Origin of the sequence: Paracoccus simplex, assembly GCF_042648325.1 — a bacterium.
GTDB lineage: Bacteria > Pseudomonadota > Alphaproteobacteria > Rhodobacterales > Rhodobacteraceae > Paracoccus > Paracoccus simplex.
Window position 1 is genome coordinate 1 of sequence record NZ_JBHRXE010000030.1, and the last position, 17,854, is coordinate 17,854.

Consider the following 17,854-nt stretch of genomic DNA (forward strand, 5'->3'; position numbering starts at 1 on the left):
GCCAGCGGCGCGGGGCGCTGCGGCTGCATGTCGGTGCCGCGGGCAAATTCGGATTCGGCCGGCACCGAGAGCGCGGTGGTTGCCGGCGGTTCGGCGGGTCCGGCCGGTTCCGCAGGCTTCGCCACCTGGTCTGCCGGCGGTTCGGCGGCAGGCGTGACGGCGGGCGTGGCGGCGGCCGATTCCGGGGGCTTTTGCGGCGCAACCGGCGGTTTCACGTCCCCGCCCCGGTCGGTGGCGGGCAGCGCGGCCGGGCGCGGCGGCTGCGGCAGGGCCAGCGACAGCGCCGCAAGCCCCAGCCCGCAGATCAGCGCGCCATGAACCAGACCTGCCGCAAATCCCCTCGCCATGCCTCGACCGTCCCGCCCTTGGCTTTCACGCCGGTTTTTCTTGCCCGCGGTCTTGACCCGCCGCAAGGCTTTAGCCCATCTATAGCCGCAGATTTCCCGGGGTTCACCCCCCAATGCAAGGCGCCCGCCATGATCCTGCTCATCGACAATTACGACAGCTTCACCTGGAACCTGGTGCATTACATGGGCGAGGCCGGGGCGGATGTGGTCGTGCGCCGCAACGACGTGCTGACGGTCGAGGAGGCGCTGGACATGGGCGCGCAGGGCATCGTGATCTCGCCCGGGCCCTGCGACCCGGCCCAAGCCGGGATCATCGTGCCGCTGATCCGCGCCGCTTCGGACCGGGGCCTGCCGCTGCTGGGCGTCTGCCTGGGCCATCAGGCCATCGGCGAGGCTTTCGGCGGCAAGGTGGTGCGCGCCGCGCGCATCGTGCATGGCAAGACCGACGCCATCAGCCATGACGGCAGCGGGGTCTTTGCCGGCCTGCCCTCGCCGCTGACCGCGACGCGCTATCACTCGCTGACGGTCGAGCCGGAAAGCCTGCCCGACTGCCTGCGCGTCACCGCCACCGCCGCCGACGGCACCATCATGGGGCTGGTGCATCGCACGCTGCCGGTCGAGGGCGTGCAGTTCCACCCCGAAAGCATCGCCTCGGAATACGGCCATGACATGATCCGCAATTTCCTGCGCCGCTGCCAGAACCTGGGCGCCGCCGCATGAGCGCCGCCGCCACCGACATCCGGCCGCTGATCGGCCAGGCCGCCAGCCGGCCGCTGACCGGGACCGAGGCCGAGGCGGCCTTCGGCGCGCTGTTCGAGGGCGCCGCCACCCCCGCCCAGATCGGCGGGCTGCTGATGGCCATGCGCGTGCGCGGCGAGACGGTCGAGGAGATGGCCGCCGCCACCCGCGCCATGCGGGCGCGGATGAACCGCATCAAGGCGCCGGCGGGCGCCATGGACATCGTCGGCACCGGCGGCGACGGCAAGGGCACGCTGAACATCTCGACCGCCACGGCCTTCGTGGTCGCCGGCGCCGGCGTGCCGGTCGCCAAGCACGGCAACCGCAACCTGTCGTCCAAGTCGGGCTCGGCCGACGCGCTGACCCATCTGGGACTGAACGTCATGTCCACCCCCGAGATCGCCGAGCGGGCGCTGGCCGCCACCGGCATCTGCTTCATGATGGCGCCGGTGCATCACCCGGCCATGCGCCATGTCGGCCCGGCGCGGGCGGAACTGGGCACCCGGACGATCTTCAACCTGCTGGGGCCGATGACCAATCCCGGCGGGGTGCGGCGGCAGCTGACCGGCACCTTCGACCGGGTCTGGAACCGCCCGATGGCCGAGACCCTGCGCGAGCTGGGCAGCGAGGCGGCCTGGCTGGTGCATGGCGGCGACGGCACCGACGAGATCTCGATCGCCGGGCCGACCTGGGTGGCGCAACTGAAGGACGGCGAGATCACCGAGTTCCAGATCGCGCCCGAGGATGCCGGCCTGCCGGTGCACCGGTTCGAGGCGATCCTGGGCGGCGACCCGGCGCAGAACGCCGCGGCGCTGCGGGCGCTGCTGGACGGCGCGCCGGGCGCCTATCGCGACGCGGTGCTGCTGAACGCCGCCGCGGCGCTGCTGATCGCCGGCAAAGCCGCCGATCTGCGCGAGGGGGCCGAGATCGCCCGCGACGCCATCGACAGCGGCAAGGCCAAGGCCAAGCTGGCCGCGCTGGCGGCCCGGGTCGGCGCCCCGGATGCCGATGGCTGAACCCCGCATCCCCGGCGCCTGGGCCGAGCTGCCGTTCTTTCGCCAGGACTGGCCGGCCATCGCCGCCCGGCTGCGCGGCGGCGACTGGCTGCCCGGCCCCGGCCGCGTCTTCGCCGCGCTGGAACTGACCCCGCCCGAGCGGGTGCGGGTGGTGATCCTGGGTCAGGACCCCTATCCGACGCCCGGCCATGCCAACGGGCTGGCCTTTTCGGTCACGCCGGAAACCGCGCTGCCGCGCTCGCTGCGAAACATCTATGCCGAGATGCGCGACGACATCGGCGCCGCCCCCCCGAACGGCGACCTGAGCCATTGGGCGCGGCAGGGGGCGCTGCTGCTCAACACCTCGCTTTCCGTGCTGCCCGGACAGGCCGGGGCGCATGCGAAATGGGGCTGGGACCGGCTGGCGCGACAAACCGTCGCGCGGGCGCAGGCCGAAGGGCCGCTGGCCTTCGTGCTTTGGGGCGCCCAGGCGCAGAAGGCGCTGGCCGGGCTGCCGCGGCCGCAGGATCTGGTGATCGAAAGCGCGCATCCCTCGCCCTTGTCGGCGCGGCGCGGCTTCTTCGGCTCGCGCCCGTTCAGCCGGGTGAACGACTGGTTGCAGGCGCGGGGCGAGCCGGCGATCGACTGGGCCCTTTCCGAAACCGCCGCCGCGGGGTAAACCGACATCATGGACATTCTCGAGCGCATCAAGGCCTACAAGCTGGAAGAAATCGCCGCCGCCAGGGCCGCCCGGCCGCTGTCGGGCATCGAGGCCGCGGCCCGCGCCGCCTCGGCCCCGCGCGGCTTTGCCCGCGCGCTGGAGGGCAAGGCGGCGACCGGCCATGCGCTGATCGCCGAGATCAAGAAGGCCAGCCCCTCCAAGGGCCTGATCCGCCCGGATTTCGACCCGCCGGCGCTGGCCCGCGCCTATCAGGCCGGCGGCGCCGCCTGCCTGTCGGTGCTGACCGACGCCCCCAGCTTCCAGGGCGCACCCGAGTTCCTGACCGCCGCGCGCGAGGCCTGCGACCTGCCGGCGCTGCGCAAGGATTTCCTTTACGATCCCTATCAGGTGGCCGAGGCCCGTGCCTGGGGGGCCGATTGCATCCTGATCATCATGGCCTCGGTCGATGACACGCTGGCCGCCGAGCTCGAGGATGCGGCCTTCCATTGGGGCATGGACGCGCTGGTCGAGGTCCACGACCGCGCCGAACTGGACCGCGCGCTCAGGCTGACATCGCCGCTGATCGGGGTGAACAACCGCAACCTGAAGACCTTCGAGGTCAGCCTGGACGTGACGCTGGAACTGGCGCCGCATGTGCCCGCCGACCGCGAGCTGGTCTGCGAAAGCGGGCTGTTCACCCCCGCCGACCTGAACCGCATGGCGGCGGCCGGGGTCCGGCGCTTCCTGATCGGCGAAAGCCTGATGCGGCAAGCCGACGTGACCGGCGCCACCCGGCAGATCCTGGGCCTTGCGGCATGAGCCTGACGCATTTCGACGCCCAGGGCCAGGCGCATATGGTCGATGTGTCCGAGAAGCCCGAGACGGCGCGCGAGGCGGTAGCCGAGGGCGTGGTCATCATGGCGCCCGAAACCCTGGCGCTGGCGCAGGGCGGCGCGGCCAAGGGCGACGTGATGGGCGTGGCGCGGCTGGCCGGCATCATGGGCGCCAAGCGCACCTCGGACCTGATCCCGCTCTGCCACCCGCTGCCGATCACCAGGGTCTCGGTCGATCTGGCGGCGGACCCGGCGCTGCCCGGCATCCGCGTCACCGCCACGGTGAAGACCGCCGGCAAGACCGGGGTGGAGATGGAGGCGCTGACCGCGGTTTCCACCGCCTGCCTGACCGTCTACGACATGCTCAAGGCGGCGCAGAAGGACATGCGGATCGAGGGCATCCGCCTGCTTTCCAAGACCGGCGGCAAATCGGGCGCTTTCCGCGCGCCCTGAGGGGGAAGAATGATCAGCGTCGAAGAAGCCCGCAGCCGCGTCCTGGCCCTTGCCCGCGCCCCCGAGCCGGAACAGGTGGCGCTGGATCAGGCGCTGGGCCGCGCCATGATCGCGCCGGGTGTCGCCCGGCTGACGCAACCGCCATTCGACGCGGCGGCCATGGACGGCTATGCGCTGCGCTCGGCCGAGCTGCCCGGCCCGCTGGCGGTGATCGGCACCGCGGCCGCCGGCGTGCCTTACGAGGGCGAGACGCCACCCGGCAGCGCCATCCGCATCTTCACCGGCGCCCCGGTTCCCGCCGGCTACGACCGCGTGGTGATGCAAGAGATCGTCACGCGCGACGGCGACCGGATCGGCATCGCCGATGTCGGGTCCAACCTGAACATCCGCCGCAAAGGCAATGATTTCGCCGAAGGCTCGACCTTTCAGCCGCCGCGCCCGCTGCGTCCTGCCGATCTGGCGCTGCTCGCGGCGATGAACGTGCCGCGGCTGACGGTCGCACGCCGGCCGCGCGTCGCGGTGCTGGCCGGCGGCGACGAGCTGGTGCGCCCCGGCTCGGACCCGGCGCCGGGCCAGATCATCAGCTCGAACGACATCGCCATCGCCGCGCTCGCACGCGAGGCGGGGGCCGAGCCGGTGGTCCTGCCGCTGGCCCGCGACACCGAGGAAAGCCTGCGCGACCGCTTCGCCGAGGCCGAGGGCTGCGACCTGATCGTCACCATCGGCGGCGCTTCGGTGGGCGACCACGACCTGATCGCCAAGGTTTCGGCCGAACTGGGCATGGAGCGCGCCTTCTACAAGCTCGCCATGCGCCCCGGAAAGCCGCTGATGGCCGGCCGCATCGGTACGGCCGCCATGCTGGGTCTGCCGGGAAACCCGGTCTCGGCCGCGGTTTGCGCGAAACTCTTCATGCAACCGCTGATCCGCGCCATGCAGGGCCTGCCGCCGGGCCCCGATCCCCTGCAGGCCGTGCTGACCCGCGACCTGCCGCCCGAGGGCGACCGGCAGCACTATCTGCGCGCCCGGCTTGTGCCCGGCGACGGCCTGCCCGAGATCGAGCCTTTCCCCGACCAGGATTCCGCCCGGCTGTGGGTGTTGGCCGAGGCCGATTCACTGCTGATCCGCCCCGCCGGCGATCCGGCACGCAAGGCCGGCGAGCGGATGAGCTATCTGCCGCTCTAGCCGGTTAACCGGAAATTTACCCGAATCGCCATAAAGATTGACGCAAGGGATCGGCCGCGCTAGAACATTCGATGAACATGATGGCGGCCGCAGCAGATCGGGGGCAGAGCATGCTGACGAAGAAACAGATCCAGCTTCTTGAATTCATTCAGGCGCGGATGGCTCGCGACGGGGTGCCGCCCTCGTTCGACGAAATGAAAATCGCGCTGGACCTGCGCTCGAAATCGGGAATTCATCGCCTCGTGACCGCTCTTGAGGAACGCGGCTTCATCCGCCGCCTGCCGCATCGCGCCCGCGCGCTGGAAATCGTCCGCCTGCCCGACAGCCTCAGCAAGGGGCCCGGATTCCAGCCCCGGGTGATCGACGGCGACGCGCCCGAACGCCCGGCGCCGCTGCCGCGCGGCGCGATGGAAATCGCCGTTTCCGCCGTGGAACTGCCGGTTATGGGCCGCATCGCCGCCGGCGTCCCGATCGAGGCGATCTCGGAGGTTTCGCATCACATCGCCGTGCCGGGTTCGATGCTCTCGGGCCAGGACCGGCATTACGCGCTGGAGGTGCGCGGCGATTCGATGGTCGAGGCCGGGATCAACGACGGCGACGTCGTGGTGATCCGCGAACAGGACACGGCCGAGAACGGTGACATCATCGTCGCCCTGGTCGAGGGTTTCGAGGCGACGCTGAAGCGCTATCGCCGCAAGGGCGGCATGATCGCGCTCGAGGCCGCGAACCCGGCTTACGAGACCCGGGTGCTGCCCGAGGACAAGGTGCGCATCCAGGGCCGGCTCGTCGGGCTGATCCGCAGCTACTAGACCGGCGCCGGCCGTTCACTTGCCCGGCACAGGCGGCCCTGCGGCGTTGCGGGTTCCGGCCCGCTGCGCTAACCATGGCGCAAACGCGACAGGTCAAGGACAATCCATGCGCGCACTGACGTTCCGCATCTTCGCTCTGATCATGGTGCTGGCGCTGCCGGCGCAGGCATTCGACACCAATGCCCGCGCCGCTTGGGTCTATGACGTGGCGACCGGCACCGTGCTGATGGAGAAGAATGCCGACGAGCCGCTGCCGCCCGCCTCGATGTCCAAGCTGATGACCCTGAACATGCTGTTCGAGGCGCTGGCCGACGGCCGGGTGGCAATGGACACGACTTTTCCGGTCTCGACCAAGGCCTGGCACATGGGCGGCTCGAAGATGTTCGTCGAACCCGCCGACCGCCCCGCCGTCGAGGAGCTGATCCACGGCATCATCATCAATTCCGGCAACGATGCCTGCGTGGTGGTGGCCGAAGGGCTGGCCGGCACCGAGGAAGCCTTCGCGCGGCTGATGAACGACCGCGCCCGGCAGCTTGGCATGATGGATTCGCATTTCGCCAACGCCTCGGGCTGGCCCGATCCGCAGCACCGGATGTCGATGCATGATCTCGGCCTGCTCGCCACCCGGCTGATCACCGAATTCCCCGAGCTTTACAAGAATTTCGCGCTGACCGAATACAATTACAAGGGCCGGGTGCCCTCGAATGCGAACAACCGCAATCCGCTGCTGCGCCTGGGCACCGGCGACTGGAAGGCAGACGGGCTGAAGACCGGCCACACGCAAGAGGCAGGCTATGGCCTTGTCGGCTCGGCGGTGCAGGGCGACCGGCGCATCGTCTTCGTCATCACCGGCCTGCCCAGCGAAAAGGCCCGCGCCGAGGAGGCCGAGCGGATCGTGAACTGGGCCTATCGCCAGTTCACCATGCGCACCATCATTCCCAAGGACGAGATCGTGACCCAGGCGCCGGTCTGGCTGGGCGACAAGGGCCGCATCGGCCTGACCACCAGGGACGGCGTCCGGGTGCTGATCCCGGCCGGTTCGCACGCGGGCGTCAAGGCCGAGGCGGTTTTCAGGGGCCCGATCGAGGCGCCGATCGCCAAGGGCGACCAGCTGGGCGAGCTGATCGTGGACATTCCCGGCGTCGGCCAGTCGCGCCTGCCGCTGCTCGCCGCCAGCGACGTGGCCCGCACCGGCGTCTTCGGCCGGATCCAGAGCGCGGCCTTCCGCCTGGGCGAGCGCGCGATCCAGTCGGTACGGAACTGAATCCGCGCGGCCATGTTCATCAGTTTCGAGGGCATCGACGGATCGGGAAAGTCCACCCAGGCGCGCCGGCTGGCGCAGGCATTGAACGCGCGCGGTACCGAAACCGTGCTGACGCGCGAGCCCGGCGGCAGCGAGGGCGCCGAGGAGATCCGCCGCCTGCTCGTCGAGGGCCGGGGCGAACGCTGGTCGCCCGAAACCGAGCTTCTGCTGTTCACCGCCGCCCGGCGCGACCATGTCGAGCGGCTGATCCGGCCGGCATTGGCGCGCGGCGCCTGGGTGGTCACCGACCGCTTCGCCGATTCCAGCCGGGTCTACCAGGGCCTCGCCCGCGCCGATCTGCGCCAACTGGTCGAGGAGCTGCACCGACTGACCATCGGCATCGAGACGGACCGGACCTTCGTCATCGACATCGACCCCGAGATCGCATTGACGCGCGGCCAGGCCCGCGGCGGGGTCGAGGACCGGTTCGAGACGCTCGGTCTCGACTTCCAGCGGCGGCTGCGTGACGGGTTCCTCGCCCTCGCCGCCGAGTTTCCGGCGCGCATCCGCGTGATCGACGGCAGCGGCAGCGGGGACGAGGTCGCCGGCCGCGTCCTGGCGGCGCTGGCATGAGCGACGAGCCGCTGCCCGAGCCCGACCGCGTGCCCGGCGCCCCGCATCCGCGCGAGGCCCTGCGCATCATCGGCCAGGACGCCGCCGTCGCGGATTTCCTGGCCGCGGCCAAGGCGCATCGGCTGCACCATGCCTGGCTGATCTCGGGCCCGCGCGGCACCGGCAAGGCGACGCTGGCCTGGAGCATCGCAAAATGGCTGCTGAGCGGCGGCGCGGAATCCGGCCTGTCGACCGCGACCGACGATCCGGTGGTGCGCCGCATCCGCGCGTTGTCGGAGCCGCGGCTGCATCTGGTGCGGCGGCCCGTCGACGAAAAGACCCAGCGGCTGCGGGCCGAGATCACCGTGGACGAGATCCGCAGGCTGCAGGGTTTCTTCCATATGAGCGCGGCCGAGGGCGGACGCCGCGTCGCGATCATCGACGCCGCCGACGAAATGAACCAGGCCGCCGCCAATGCGCTGCTGAAGCTGCTCGAGGAGCCGCCGCCGGCGGCGACGATCCTGCTGGTGGCGCATCAGCCGGCGCGGCTGCTGCCGACCATCCGCTCGCGCTGCCGCGAGCTGCGGCTGCACCCGCTGGGCCCCGAGGACATGGCGGGGGTCTTGCAGGGCCTGGGCCTTGACCAGGACGCGGCGCGGCTTGCGGCGCTGTCCGGCGGCTCGGTCGGCGAGGCGCTGCGGCTGGCCGGCCAGGACGGGCTGGCGGTCTATCAGCGCCTGATCGGGCTTTTCGCAGAATATCCCCGCATGGACCGCCGCGCCGCCGCCCAGCTGGCCGAGACGGCGGCGGGCCGGGCCAGCGCCGATGGCGACCCGTTCGACCTGGTGGTGACGCTGATCGACCGCTTCCTGACCCGCGCCGCCCGGACCGGCCTGATGGGCGCCCCCCTGCCCGAGGCAGCCGAGGGCGAGGCCGAGGTGCTGAGCCGCATCGCCCCCGGTCCCGCAGCCGCGCGGCTTTGGGCCGGGGCGCAGGCCGAGCTTTCGGCGCGGGCCCGTGCCGGGCGGGCGGTCAACCTTGACCCTTCCGCGCTGGTGTTGGATATGCTGATCGGGCTTGCGAACCAGCCCGCCCTCTGACGGATCAGCCGATGTCTGAACATCCTCCCTTCGCCCTGGTGGACAGCCATTGCCACCTGGACTTCCCCGATTTCGCCGGCGAGCAGGCCGAGCTGGTCGCGCGCGCCCGCGCGGCGGGCGTCACCCGCATGGTGACCATCTGCACCCGGCTGAAGAACGAACCGGCGGTGCGCGCCATCGCCGAGGCGCATCCCGAGGTGTTCTATGCCGCCGGCACCCATCCGATGTATGCCGCCGAGGAGCCGCTGGTCACGGTCGAGGATCTGGTGGCCCTGGCCGCGCATCCGAAATTCGTCGGCATCGGCGAGACCGGGCTCGACTATCACTACACCGCCGACAGCGCGGCGGTGCAGGCCGAAAGCCTGCGCATCCATATCGAGGCCGCGCGCCGCACCGGCCTGCCGCTGATCGTCCATGCGCGCGATGCCGACGCCGACATGGCCCGCATCCTGACCGAGGAGCATGGCGCCGGCGCGTTCTCCTGCGTGATGCATTGCTATACCAGCGGCCCCGAACTGGCCCGGGCGGCGCTGGACCTGGGCTTCTACCTATCCATGTCGGGGATCGCCGCCTTTCCGCGCTCGACCGAGATCCGCGAGATCTTTGCCGCCGCGCCGCGTGACCGCATCCTGGTCGAGACCGACGCGCCCTATCTTGCCCCGCCGCCGCATCGCGGCAAGCGCAACGAGCCGGCCTATGTCGCCCATACCGCCCGGATCGGCGCCCAGGCCCTAGGCCTGACCGAGGCCGCGTTCGCCGCCCTGACCACCGCGAATTTCGAGCGGCTGTTCGCCAAGGCCGCGGCATGATCCGCGCCACGATCCTTGGCTGCGGGTCGTCGGGGGGCGTGCCGCGGCTGGGGAACCGCTGGGGCGAATGCGACCCGGCCAATCCGCGCAACCGCCGCCGGCGCTGCGCGCTGCTGGTCGAGCGTTTCGGCCATGATGGCGCGACCCGGGTGCTGATCGACACCGGCCCGGATTTCGTGCCGCAGATGCAGGATGCCGACGTCGGCGAATTGGACGCGGTCGCCTATACCCATGCCCATGCCGACCATATCCACGGCATCGACGACCTGCGCCAGATCGTCTTCAACATGCGCCGCAAGATGCCGGTCTGGGCCGATCGCCCCACGGCCGCGGCGCTGATGACCCGCTTCGGCTATATTTTCGAGACGCCCGCGGGTTCGTCCTATCCACCGATCTGCGAGTTGATGCCGATCACCGGCCCCTTTGCCGTCGAGGGCGCCGGCGGCACCATCGAGCTTGCGCCCTTCGCGGTCGATCACGGCGACATCGCCGCGCTCGGCTATCGCATCGGCGGCATGGAGCAGAGCCTGGTCTACCTGCCCGACGTGCTGGCCATCCCCGAGGATGCCTGGCCGCTGATTGCCGGCTGCGACGTGTTCATCTGCGACGCGCTGCGCCGTATCCCGCATCCCAGCCATGCGCATCTGGCGCTGGCGCTGGACTGGATCGCGCGCTCGGGCTGCGCGCAGGGCATCATCACCAACATGCATATCGACCTGGATTATGACGACGTCATGCGCGAGACGCCCGAGAACGTCATCCCGGCCCATGACGGCATGCGGATCGAGCTGATATGACCGCGCTGTTCGATGTCATCCTGCCGGTCTTCCTGGTGGTCGGCTTCGGCTATGTCGCCTGCTGGCGGCGGATGCTGTCCGAGGTCGCCGTCGACGGCATCATGCGCTTTGCCCAGACCTTCGCGGTGCCGGTGCTGCTGTTCAACGCCATCGCCCATCTGGACCTGGGCACGAATTACAACCCGCTGCTGCTGCTGGCCTTCTATGCCGGCGCATTCCTGTCCTTTGCCCTGGGCATGGGTCTGGCGCTGCGCTGGCTCAAGCGCCCGGTCGAGGATGCCATCGCCATCGGCTTCGTCTGCCTGTTCTCGAACTCGCTGCTGCTGGGCGTGCCGATCACCGAGCGCGCCTATGGACCCGATGCGCTGGTCGGCAACTTCACCATCATCTCGATCCATTCGCCGCTGCTCTATACCTTCGGCATCACCGCGATGGAATTCGCACGGGCGCGCGGGCACGACCTGTCGCTGGGCCGGGTGGCGCTGCGCGCCCTGTCGGGGGTGCTGCATACGCCGATGGTGATCGGCATCCTTTGCGGTTTCGTGATGAACCTGCTGATCCAGGCCGGGCTGGTCATGCCCGAGGGTTTCTGGGGCGCGGTCCGGATGATGTCCAGCGCCGCCCTGCCCGCGGCGCTGTTCGGGCTGGGCGGCATCCTCTATCGCTACCGCCCCGAGGGCGAGGCGCGGGCCATCGCGCTGTGCTGCGCCGGCTCGCTGCTGCTGCATCCGGCGGTGACCTTCGGGCTCTCCAAGCTGTTCGGGCTGGGCGTGGCCGAGATCCGCTCGGCCGTGGTCACCGCTGCCATGGCGCCGGGGGTGAACGCCTATCTCTTCGCCTCGATCTACGGGGTGGCGAAGCGGGTCTCGGCCTCGGCGGTGCTGGTGGCGACGGCGCTGTCGATCCTGACCATCTGGTTCTGGCTGAGCATCCTGCCCTGACGGCGGACGCCGCCCGGCAAGGGGCGGCGTCGCTGGCCTTTCGCGGCGTCCGGCCGATCAGCTTGGCGTGAGCCCCCGGAGCCGTTCCGACCGGCGGCGCAGCAGTTCCACCGTGGTCAGCAGGGCGATGGAGAAGATGACCAGCAGCGTCGCCACGGCAAGGATGGCCGGCGAGATCTGCTCGCGGATGCCGTTCCACATCTGCCGCGGGATGGTCTGCTGGTCCGGCCCGGCGATGAACAGCACCGCCACCACCTCGTCGAAAGAGGTCACGAAGGCGAAGAGCGCCCCCGAGATCACCCCGGGCAGGATCAAGGGCATGGTGATGCGGAAGAAGGTGGTGCGCGGGTTCGCCCCCAGGCTTGCCGCCGCCCGGTTCAGCGACTGGTCAAAGCCGATCAGCGTCGCCGTCACCGTGATGATGACGAAGGGAATGCCCAGCGTGGCATGGGCCAGGATCACCCCCAGATAGGTGCCGGCCAGCCGGCCGCATTCCGGGTTCAGCCCGATCCAGGTCAGCGGTTCGCAGGGGTTCGAGTAGAAGAAGAACATCCCGGTCGCGGTGATGATGATCGGCACGATCATCGGCGAGATCAGCACCGCCATGATGATGCGGCGGAACGGCATCTCGGGCCGCGACAGGCCCAGCGCCGCCAGCGTGCCCAGCACCGTGGCCAGGATGGTCGAGAAGAAGCCGATGATGATCGACGACTTCGCGGCGTTCACCCATTTCGCGTTCTGCCAGGCATCCGCCCACCAGCTGAGTCCCCCCGGCGCGTCCGGATTGGCCATGCCGAAGGTCAGCAGGCTGCGATACCAGCGCATGGAATAGCCCTCGGGGTCGAAGGACAGCATCTTGTCGGTGAAGGTGAAATAGGGCTCGGCGTTGAAGCTCAGCGGGATCACCACCACGATGGGCGCGATCAGGAAGAAGAAGATCGCCGCGCAGATCGCCAGATAGGCATAGTGCCAGACCTTTTCCAGCGGGGATGCGTAAGTCGGAAGCGCCATGGCGGTTACCCCAGTTTCAGATTGTCGATGCCGACGAGACGGTCATAGACCCAGTAGAGGATCAGCACCCCCGCCAGCAGCAGCGAGGCCAGCGCCGCCGCCATCGACCAGTTCAGCGTCTGCGTCATGTGCATCGCGATCAGGTTCGAGATCAGCTGCCCCGACGAGCCGCCGACCAGCGCCGGGGTGATGTAATAGCCCACCGCCAGGATGAACACGAGCAGCGCCCCCGCCCCCAGCCCCGGCAGGGTCTGTGGGAAGTAGATGCGGCGGAACGCCGTCCAGCTTGTCGCGCCCAGCGAGCGCGCGGCGCGGACATAGCTGGGGTTGATGGTGCGCATCACAGAATAGAGCGGCAGGATCATGAAGGGCAGCAGGATATGGGTCATGGCGATGATCGTGCCGGTCTGGTTGAAGATCATCTGCAGCCGCTGGTTGTTGCCGATCACCCCCAGCCACACCAGCACGTCGTTGACCACGCCCTGCTGCTGCAACAGCACCATCCAGGCCGTGGTCCGGACCAGCAGCGAGGTCCAGAACGGCAAAAGCACCAGGATCATCAGCAGGTTCGACTTGCGCATCGGCAGCGTCGCCAGCAGATGCGCGATCGGAAAGCCCAGCAGGAAGGTGGTGAAGGTGATGACCAGCGACAGCCAGAAGGTGCGCTGGAACAGCGTCAGGTAGATGCGCTGCTGCTCGGGCGCCTGGACGATATTGCCGGCGTCGTCGCGGGTGCGGTCGACGGCGGCGAGGTAGAAGTTCGTCGTATAGGCCGAGGAGGCCTCGCGCATCACCGACCACAGCTTCGGGTCGCCCCATTTCTCGTCCATCTCGAGCATGGCCGCGCGATAGGGCGGCTCGATGCCGCGGCGGGCCTTGCGCCCGGCCGAGGTGAACAGCGAGCGAGTGCCCGGCATGTCGTAATTGACGCGGGTGCCGATGACGCCGACGGTGCGCGCCTCGGCGGCGGCGGTCAGGTCGGCGGCCAGCGCCGCCCAGGCCGCCTCGTCCGGCTCGGTGCCGCGGGGATGCTCGGCGAACCAGGCCGAGAGCTGCGGCATGTTGGCCGAGAAGCCGTCGTTCTTGACCGAGCGCTGCAGCATCTGCCCGATCGGCAGGACGAAGGTCAGCAGCACGAACAGCAGAAGCGGCAGCACCAGGAAGAACGCCCGCCGCCGCGCCCGGCGCGAGCTGCGCGCCAGCGCCGCCTTCAGCGGGCGACCGTCCGCGGTTCTCAGTGTTCCGCCCTGGTCGAGGCCGCCGGCCTCGGTCACGATGGCGGCATGGGGGTCAAGCGCGTTGGACATCTTGATCCTTCGTCGGGCAAGAGCTTCGTCGTGGGGCCGCCGCCCGATCCCCCGGGCGGCGGCGCGGGATCAGTTCGCGGCCAGCCAGGCGTTGAAGCGCTCGGCCATCTCGGCGTCGTGGTCGGCCCACCATTCCGGGTCGTCCATGACGGCGGTCTTCATGTGCTCATCGCTGGTGGGCATATGCGGCGCCATCTCGGTCTTGCCGTCCTGATAAAGCCCGACCAGCGCCGCCGAGCTTTTGCGCGACGGGCCATAGGCGATCCATTTCGCCTGATCGGCCAGGCGCTGCGTGTCGGTGGCAAATTTCAGATAGGCCATCGCCGCCTCGGGGTTGGGCGAGCCCTTGGGAATGGCGAACATGTCCATGTCCATGAACTGCCCGTCCCAGATGATCTCGAAGGGCTTGCCCTCGGCCACCATGGCATCGAAGAAGCGGCCGTTATAGCCGGTGGCCATGGTCACCTCGCCATCGGCGAGCAGCTGCACCGGCTGGGCGCCGGCCTCCCACCAGACCACGTCCTTCTTGATGGTGTCGAGCTTGGCGAAGGCGCGGTCCACGCCTTCGGGCGTGTCCAGAACCTCGTAGACCTGATCGGGCGCCACGCCATCGGCGATCAGCGCCAGGTAGAGCGTGCGCTTCGGGCTCTTGGGCAGGCCGCGCTGGCCCGGGAACTTGGCGGTGTCGAAGAAATCCGCGGCGGTGGTGGGCGGACCGTCGGGGAACTTGGTCTTGTCATAGGCGATGACCGTGCCCCAGAAAATGTTCGCCACCGCGCAGTCGCGCAGCGCGCCGGGGATGAAGTCGTCGGCGGCCGGGGTGCCGTCCGGCGCCGGCGGCAGGCTGGCCGGGTCGATCTCGACCAGCGCGCCCTCGTCGCAAAGCCGGATGGCGTCGGAAACCTCGATGTCGAACACGTCGCCGGTGATGTTGCCGGCCTCGATCTGCGCCTTGAGCGGCGCGGCCGGGTTGTCGGCGGCGATCATGTTGACCTTGATGCCCGTTTCCTTGGCGAAGGGGATGTTATAGGCCTCGACCTGCGATTTCTCGTAGGCGCCGCCCCAAGAGACCACGTTGACCTCCTTGTTCTGCGCCTGGGCCGCGAAACCCAGCCCGCACAGGGCCGTGGTCAGGATAAGCAGTCTGTTCATGTCTTTCCTCCCGTTGGTGTTCTTCGGCGCGTTGGCCGTTTCCTGCCCGTTCGGGCTTGGCTTGCCGCGGCGGGGTCGGCCCCGCCGCGGCGATGCGTCAGTTCGCCGCCAGCCAGGCGTTGAACCGCTCTTGCAGTTCGGCGTCGTGATCGACCCAGAAATCCAGGTTCGAGGCCAGCGCCTGCTTCATGTTGTCGGCAAAGGTCGGCAGGTTCGGCCCCATGGGAACCTCGGTGTCCTCGATATTGCCGACCAGCGCGGCGGCCGACTGGCGCGGCGGGCCGTAGCTGATGAACTCGGCCGCGCGGGCCTGCGGCTCGGGCGAGGTCGAGTAGGTCACGAACTCCTTGGCGGCCTCGAGATGCGGCGCGCCCTTGGGGATGACCCAGCCTTCCATCTCGTAGATCTGGCCGTCCCAGACGATCTTGAAGGGCTTGCCCTCTTTCTGCGCGGCGTCGAAGATCCGGCCGTTGAAGGCAAAGGCCATGCTGACCTCGCCATCGGCCAGAAGCTGCGGCGGCTGCGCGCCGGCTTCCCACCAGATCACGTCGTTCTTGATGCTGTCGAGCTTGGCGAAGGCGCGGTCGACACCCTCGGGGGTGCCCAGCAGCTCATAGACCTGATCGGGTGCCACGCCATCGGCCATCAGCGCGAATTCCAGGTTGAACTTGGCGCCCTTGCGCATGGTGCGCTTGCCGGGGAATTTGGCGGTGTCGAAGAAATCCGCCGCGCCGGCCGGCTTGGCATCAGGGAATTTCGTGTCGTCATAGGCCAGGATCATCGAATAGACATCGGTGCCGACGAAACAGTCGGTCACGGCACCCTCGATGAAATCCTCGGTCGCCGCCGTGCCATCGGCGGCCGGGGCCAGGATCGCCGGGTCGATCTCCTCCAGCAGCCCCTCGTCGCAGAGGCGCACCGCGTCGGCATATTCGACCGAGGCCACGTCAGTGGTGACATTGCCCGCCTCGACCTGCGCCTTGAGCGGCGTCGCGGGGTTGTCGGCATCGGCGATGGAAACCTTGATGCCGGTCTTTTCCTCGAACGGCTTGGCATAGGCCTGGACATGGCTGTTGCCGTAGGCACCGCCCCAGGACAGCAGGTTCACCTGCTTGTCCTGCGCATGGGCGGTCGCCGCGACGGCAACCAGCGCAGAGGTCAGGATCAGCGTGCGTTTCATCGTAACTCCTTGACTTGTAAGAGAAATCATACCGGATCGAGGGCGCGGGCATCCTCGGGGTGCCAGCCGATGCGGATGGTCTGGCCCGGCGACAGCCGGACCTGGCCAAGCGTGTTGCGGTATTTCATGACGAAACCGTCCTGGCCGGCGACATGCAGCCGCGCGCGCAGGATATCGCCCATATAGATCACATCGCGCACCTGCGCCTCGATGGTATGGGCGCCGGCGGGCATCAGCTCGGGCTTGAACTCCACCCGCTCGGGCCGGATCGAGACGGTGGTGGTCTGCCCGACCTCGCGGATATTGACGGCGGTGGCGTCGATCAGCTCGCCATTGCCGAGCCGCACCAGCGCCTTGTCGCCGTCGAGCTGCTCGATGCTGCCGCGCAGGGCGTTGTTCTCGCCGATGAAGCCGGCGACGAAGCTGTTGCCGGGCTGTTCGTAAAGCACCGGCGGCGGCGCCAGCTGCTGGATGCGGCCGTCGTTGAACACGGCGATACGGTCCGACATGGTCAGCGCCTCGCCCTGGTCATGGGTGACATAGACCACGGTGATGCCCAGCCGGTCGTGCAGCGCCTTGATCTCGAATTGCATGTGCTCGCGCAGCTGCTTGTCGAGCGCGCCCAGCGGCTCGTCCATCAGCACCAGCTTGGGATCGAAGACCAGCGCCCGGGCCAGCGCGATGCGCTGCTGCTGGCCGCCCGAAAGCTGCGCCGGGCGGCGGGTCTTGAACTTGCCCATCTGCACCATGTCCAGCGCGCGGCTGATGCGGCTCTCGCGCTCGGCCTTGGACATGCCGCGCACTTCCAGCGGAAAGGACAGGTTCTCGCCCACCGTCATGTGCGGGAAAAGCGCGTAGTTCTGGAACACCATGCCGATGCCGCGCTTGTGCGGCGGCACGTCGTTGATGTTCCTGCCGTCGAGCCGGATTTCGCCATGCGTCGCCGTCTCGAATCCGGCCAGCATCATCAGGCAGGTGGTCTTGCCCGAGCCGGACGGGCCGAGCATGGTCAGGAATTCGCCCTTGCCGATGGAAAGGTTCAGGTCTTTGACGACAAGTGTCTGGCCGTCATAGCTTTTCTGGACATGGTCAAAGACAACGAACGCGTCGTTGCCGGATTGCGCTGTCACGATGCGGGCCCCCTGTTTCTATTGGTTCTTTGTTCCGCCGGATCAGACTAATCGGCGGTCCTTGCCGATTGCAACCGGCTTCTGCGGGGGCACACGGAACCGGCGCGACGAATGTCATGTCTGGCCGCGTCACCGGCCTTTCGCTCGGCGTCAAGATCAGCTTGCGGCCGGCAGGGCGCGCGGCCGCCCGGCCTCGTCCAGGGCCACGAAGACGAAGGTGGCCTGCGTCACCTTCTGCGTCTCGGCCCCGTCGCGCGAGCGGCGCCAGGCCTCGACATGCAATTGCATGGAACTGCGCCCCTCGCGCAGGATGCGGGCAAAGACCGACACCTCGTCGCCGACCTTGACCGGCAGGTGAAAGCTGAAGCTGTCCACCGCCACCGTGGCGCAACGCCCCCGCGCCCGCCGCGCGGCGACATTGCCCGCCGCCAGATCCATCTGCGACATCAGCCAGCCGCCGAAGATGTCGCCCGAGGGGTTGGTATCGGCCGGCATGGCCATGGTGCGAATCGCCGGCTGGTCCTGCGGATAGTCGTCCTGTGTCATGCGCATCC

General features: G+C 69.0%; 19 protein-coding genes and 1 pseudogene. 13 read left to right on the forward strand and 7 right to left on the reverse strand.

Features of this window, described 5'->3' with window-relative positions; translation table 11 throughout:
• A pseudogene (locus ACFOMP_RS10810) lies at positions 1-413 on the reverse strand (hypothetical protein); the annotation flags it as partial.
• A gap of 63 nt (positions 414-476) precedes the next feature.
• Here ACFOMP_RS10810 and ACFOMP_RS10815 point away from each other — a divergent pair.
• From ACFOMP_RS10815 to ACFOMP_RS10875, 13 genes are all read left to right on the forward strand, one after another.
• Positions 477-1,067: an anthranilate synthase component II gene (locus ACFOMP_RS10815; protein WP_379030313.1), complete on the forward strand. Its 591-nt coding sequence runs from the start codon at positions 477-479 to the stop codon at positions 1,065-1,067.
• Positions 1,064-2,101: an anthranilate phosphoribosyltransferase gene (gene trpD, locus ACFOMP_RS10820; RefSeq protein ID WP_379030316.1), complete on the forward strand. Its 1,038-nt coding sequence runs from the start codon at positions 1,064-1,066 to the stop codon at positions 2,099-2,101. Before ACFOMP_RS10815 ends, trpD begins: the two co-directional genes overlap by 4 nt.
• A complete protein-coding gene (locus ACFOMP_RS10825; RefSeq protein ID WP_379030319.1) occupies positions 2,094-2,759 on the forward strand; it encodes a uracil-DNA glycosylase in 666 nt (221 codons plus the stop codon). The genes trpD and ACFOMP_RS10825 overlap by 8 nt, the downstream gene beginning before the upstream one ends.
• A gap of 9 nt (positions 2,760-2,768) precedes the next feature.
• Complete coding sequence (trpC, locus tag ACFOMP_RS10830) at positions 2,769-3,560, forward strand: indole-3-glycerol phosphate synthase TrpC (RefSeq protein ID WP_379030322.1); 792 nt, start codon at positions 2,769-2,771, stop codon at positions 3,558-3,560.
• Positions 3,557-4,027 carry a cyclic pyranopterin monophosphate synthase MoaC gene (moaC, locus tag ACFOMP_RS10835; protein ID WP_379030325.1) on the forward strand — a complete coding sequence of 157 codons (471 nt, stop codon included), beginning with the start codon at positions 3,557-3,559 and terminating at the stop codon, positions 4,025-4,027. Before trpC ends, moaC begins: the two co-directional genes overlap by 4 nt.
• Before the next feature lie 9 nt (positions 4,028-4,036).
• Entirely contained in the window at positions 4,037-5,209 is a 1,173-nt protein-coding gene (locus tag ACFOMP_RS10840; protein ID WP_379030328.1) for a molybdopterin molybdotransferase MoeA, read from the forward strand.
• 110 nt (positions 5,210-5,319) lie between these two features.
• A complete protein-coding gene (lexA, locus tag ACFOMP_RS10845; RefSeq protein WP_379030331.1) occupies positions 5,320-6,018 on the forward strand; it encodes a transcriptional repressor LexA in 699 nt (232 codons plus the stop codon).
• A gap of 106 nt (positions 6,019-6,124) precedes the next feature.
• Entirely contained in the window at positions 6,125-7,282 is a 1,158-nt protein-coding gene (locus ACFOMP_RS10850; protein WP_379030334.1) for a D-alanyl-D-alanine carboxypeptidase family protein, read from the forward strand.
• Positions 7,283-7,294: 12 nt separating this feature from the next.
• A complete protein-coding gene (gene tmk, locus ACFOMP_RS10855) occupies positions 7,295-7,894 on the forward strand; it encodes a dTMP kinase (protein WP_379030337.1) in 600 nt (199 codons plus the stop codon).
• Complete coding sequence (locus ACFOMP_RS10860) at positions 7,891-8,973, forward strand: DNA polymerase III subunit delta' (RefSeq protein WP_379030340.1); 1,083 nt, start codon at positions 7,891-7,893, stop codon at positions 8,971-8,973. Before tmk ends, ACFOMP_RS10860 begins: the two co-directional genes overlap by 4 nt.
• Positions 8,974-8,984: 11 nt before the next feature.
• Positions 8,985-9,782: a TatD family hydrolase gene (locus ACFOMP_RS10865; protein ID WP_379030343.1), complete on the forward strand. Its 798-nt coding sequence runs from the start codon at positions 8,985-8,987 to the stop codon at positions 9,780-9,782.
• Entirely contained in the window at positions 9,779-10,579 is an 801-nt protein-coding gene (locus ACFOMP_RS10870; RefSeq protein WP_289894140.1) for an MBL fold metallo-hydrolase, read from the forward strand. Before ACFOMP_RS10865 ends, ACFOMP_RS10870 begins: the two co-directional genes overlap by 4 nt.
• On the forward strand, positions 10,576-11,520 hold the full coding sequence (locus ACFOMP_RS10875) for an AEC family transporter (protein ID WP_379030346.1): 945 nt from the start codon (positions 10,576-10,578) through the stop codon (positions 11,518-11,520). Before ACFOMP_RS10870 ends, ACFOMP_RS10875 begins: the two co-directional genes overlap by 4 nt.
• Before the next feature lie 57 nt (positions 11,521-11,577).
• On the opposite strand, the gene ACFOMP_RS10880 is transcribed toward ACFOMP_RS10875, so the two are convergent.
• From ACFOMP_RS10880 to ACFOMP_RS10905, 6 genes are all read right to left on the reverse strand, one after another.
• Complete coding sequence (locus tag ACFOMP_RS10880; protein ID WP_379030349.1) at positions 11,578-12,531, reverse strand: ABC transporter permease; 954 nt, start codon at positions 12,529-12,531, stop codon at positions 11,578-11,580.
• Between the two features lie 5 nt (positions 12,532-12,536).
• Complete coding sequence (locus ACFOMP_RS10885) at positions 12,537-13,838, reverse strand: ABC transporter permease (protein WP_289894143.1); 1,302 nt, start codon at positions 13,836-13,838, stop codon at positions 12,537-12,539.
• 69 nt (positions 13,839-13,907) lie between these two features.
• Positions 13,908-14,990, reverse strand: coding sequence for an ABC transporter substrate-binding protein (locus ACFOMP_RS10890; protein ID WP_379030352.1), 1,083 nt, complete (start codon positions 14,988-14,990; stop codon positions 13,908-13,910).
• Between the two features lie 97 nt (positions 14,991-15,087).
• Positions 15,088-16,170 carry a polyamine ABC transporter substrate-binding protein gene (locus tag ACFOMP_RS10895; RefSeq protein WP_379030355.1) on the reverse strand — a complete coding sequence of 361 codons (1,083 nt, stop codon included), beginning with the start codon at positions 16,168-16,170 and terminating at the stop codon, positions 15,088-15,090.
• A 26-nt stretch (positions 16,171-16,196) separates the two neighbouring features.
• The gene (locus ACFOMP_RS10900; RefSeq protein WP_289894146.1) at positions 16,197-17,300 is read right to left on the reverse strand and encodes an ABC transporter ATP-binding protein; all 1,104 of its coding nucleotides are present in this window, start codon (positions 17,298-17,300) and stop codon (positions 16,197-16,199) included.
• A gap of 156 nt (positions 17,301-17,456) precedes the next feature.
• On the reverse strand, positions 17,457-17,846 hold the full coding sequence (locus ACFOMP_RS10905; RefSeq protein WP_289894147.1) for an acyl-CoA thioesterase: 390 nt from the start codon (positions 17,844-17,846) through the stop codon (positions 17,457-17,459).
• Positions 17,847-17,854: the final 8 nt, after the last annotated feature.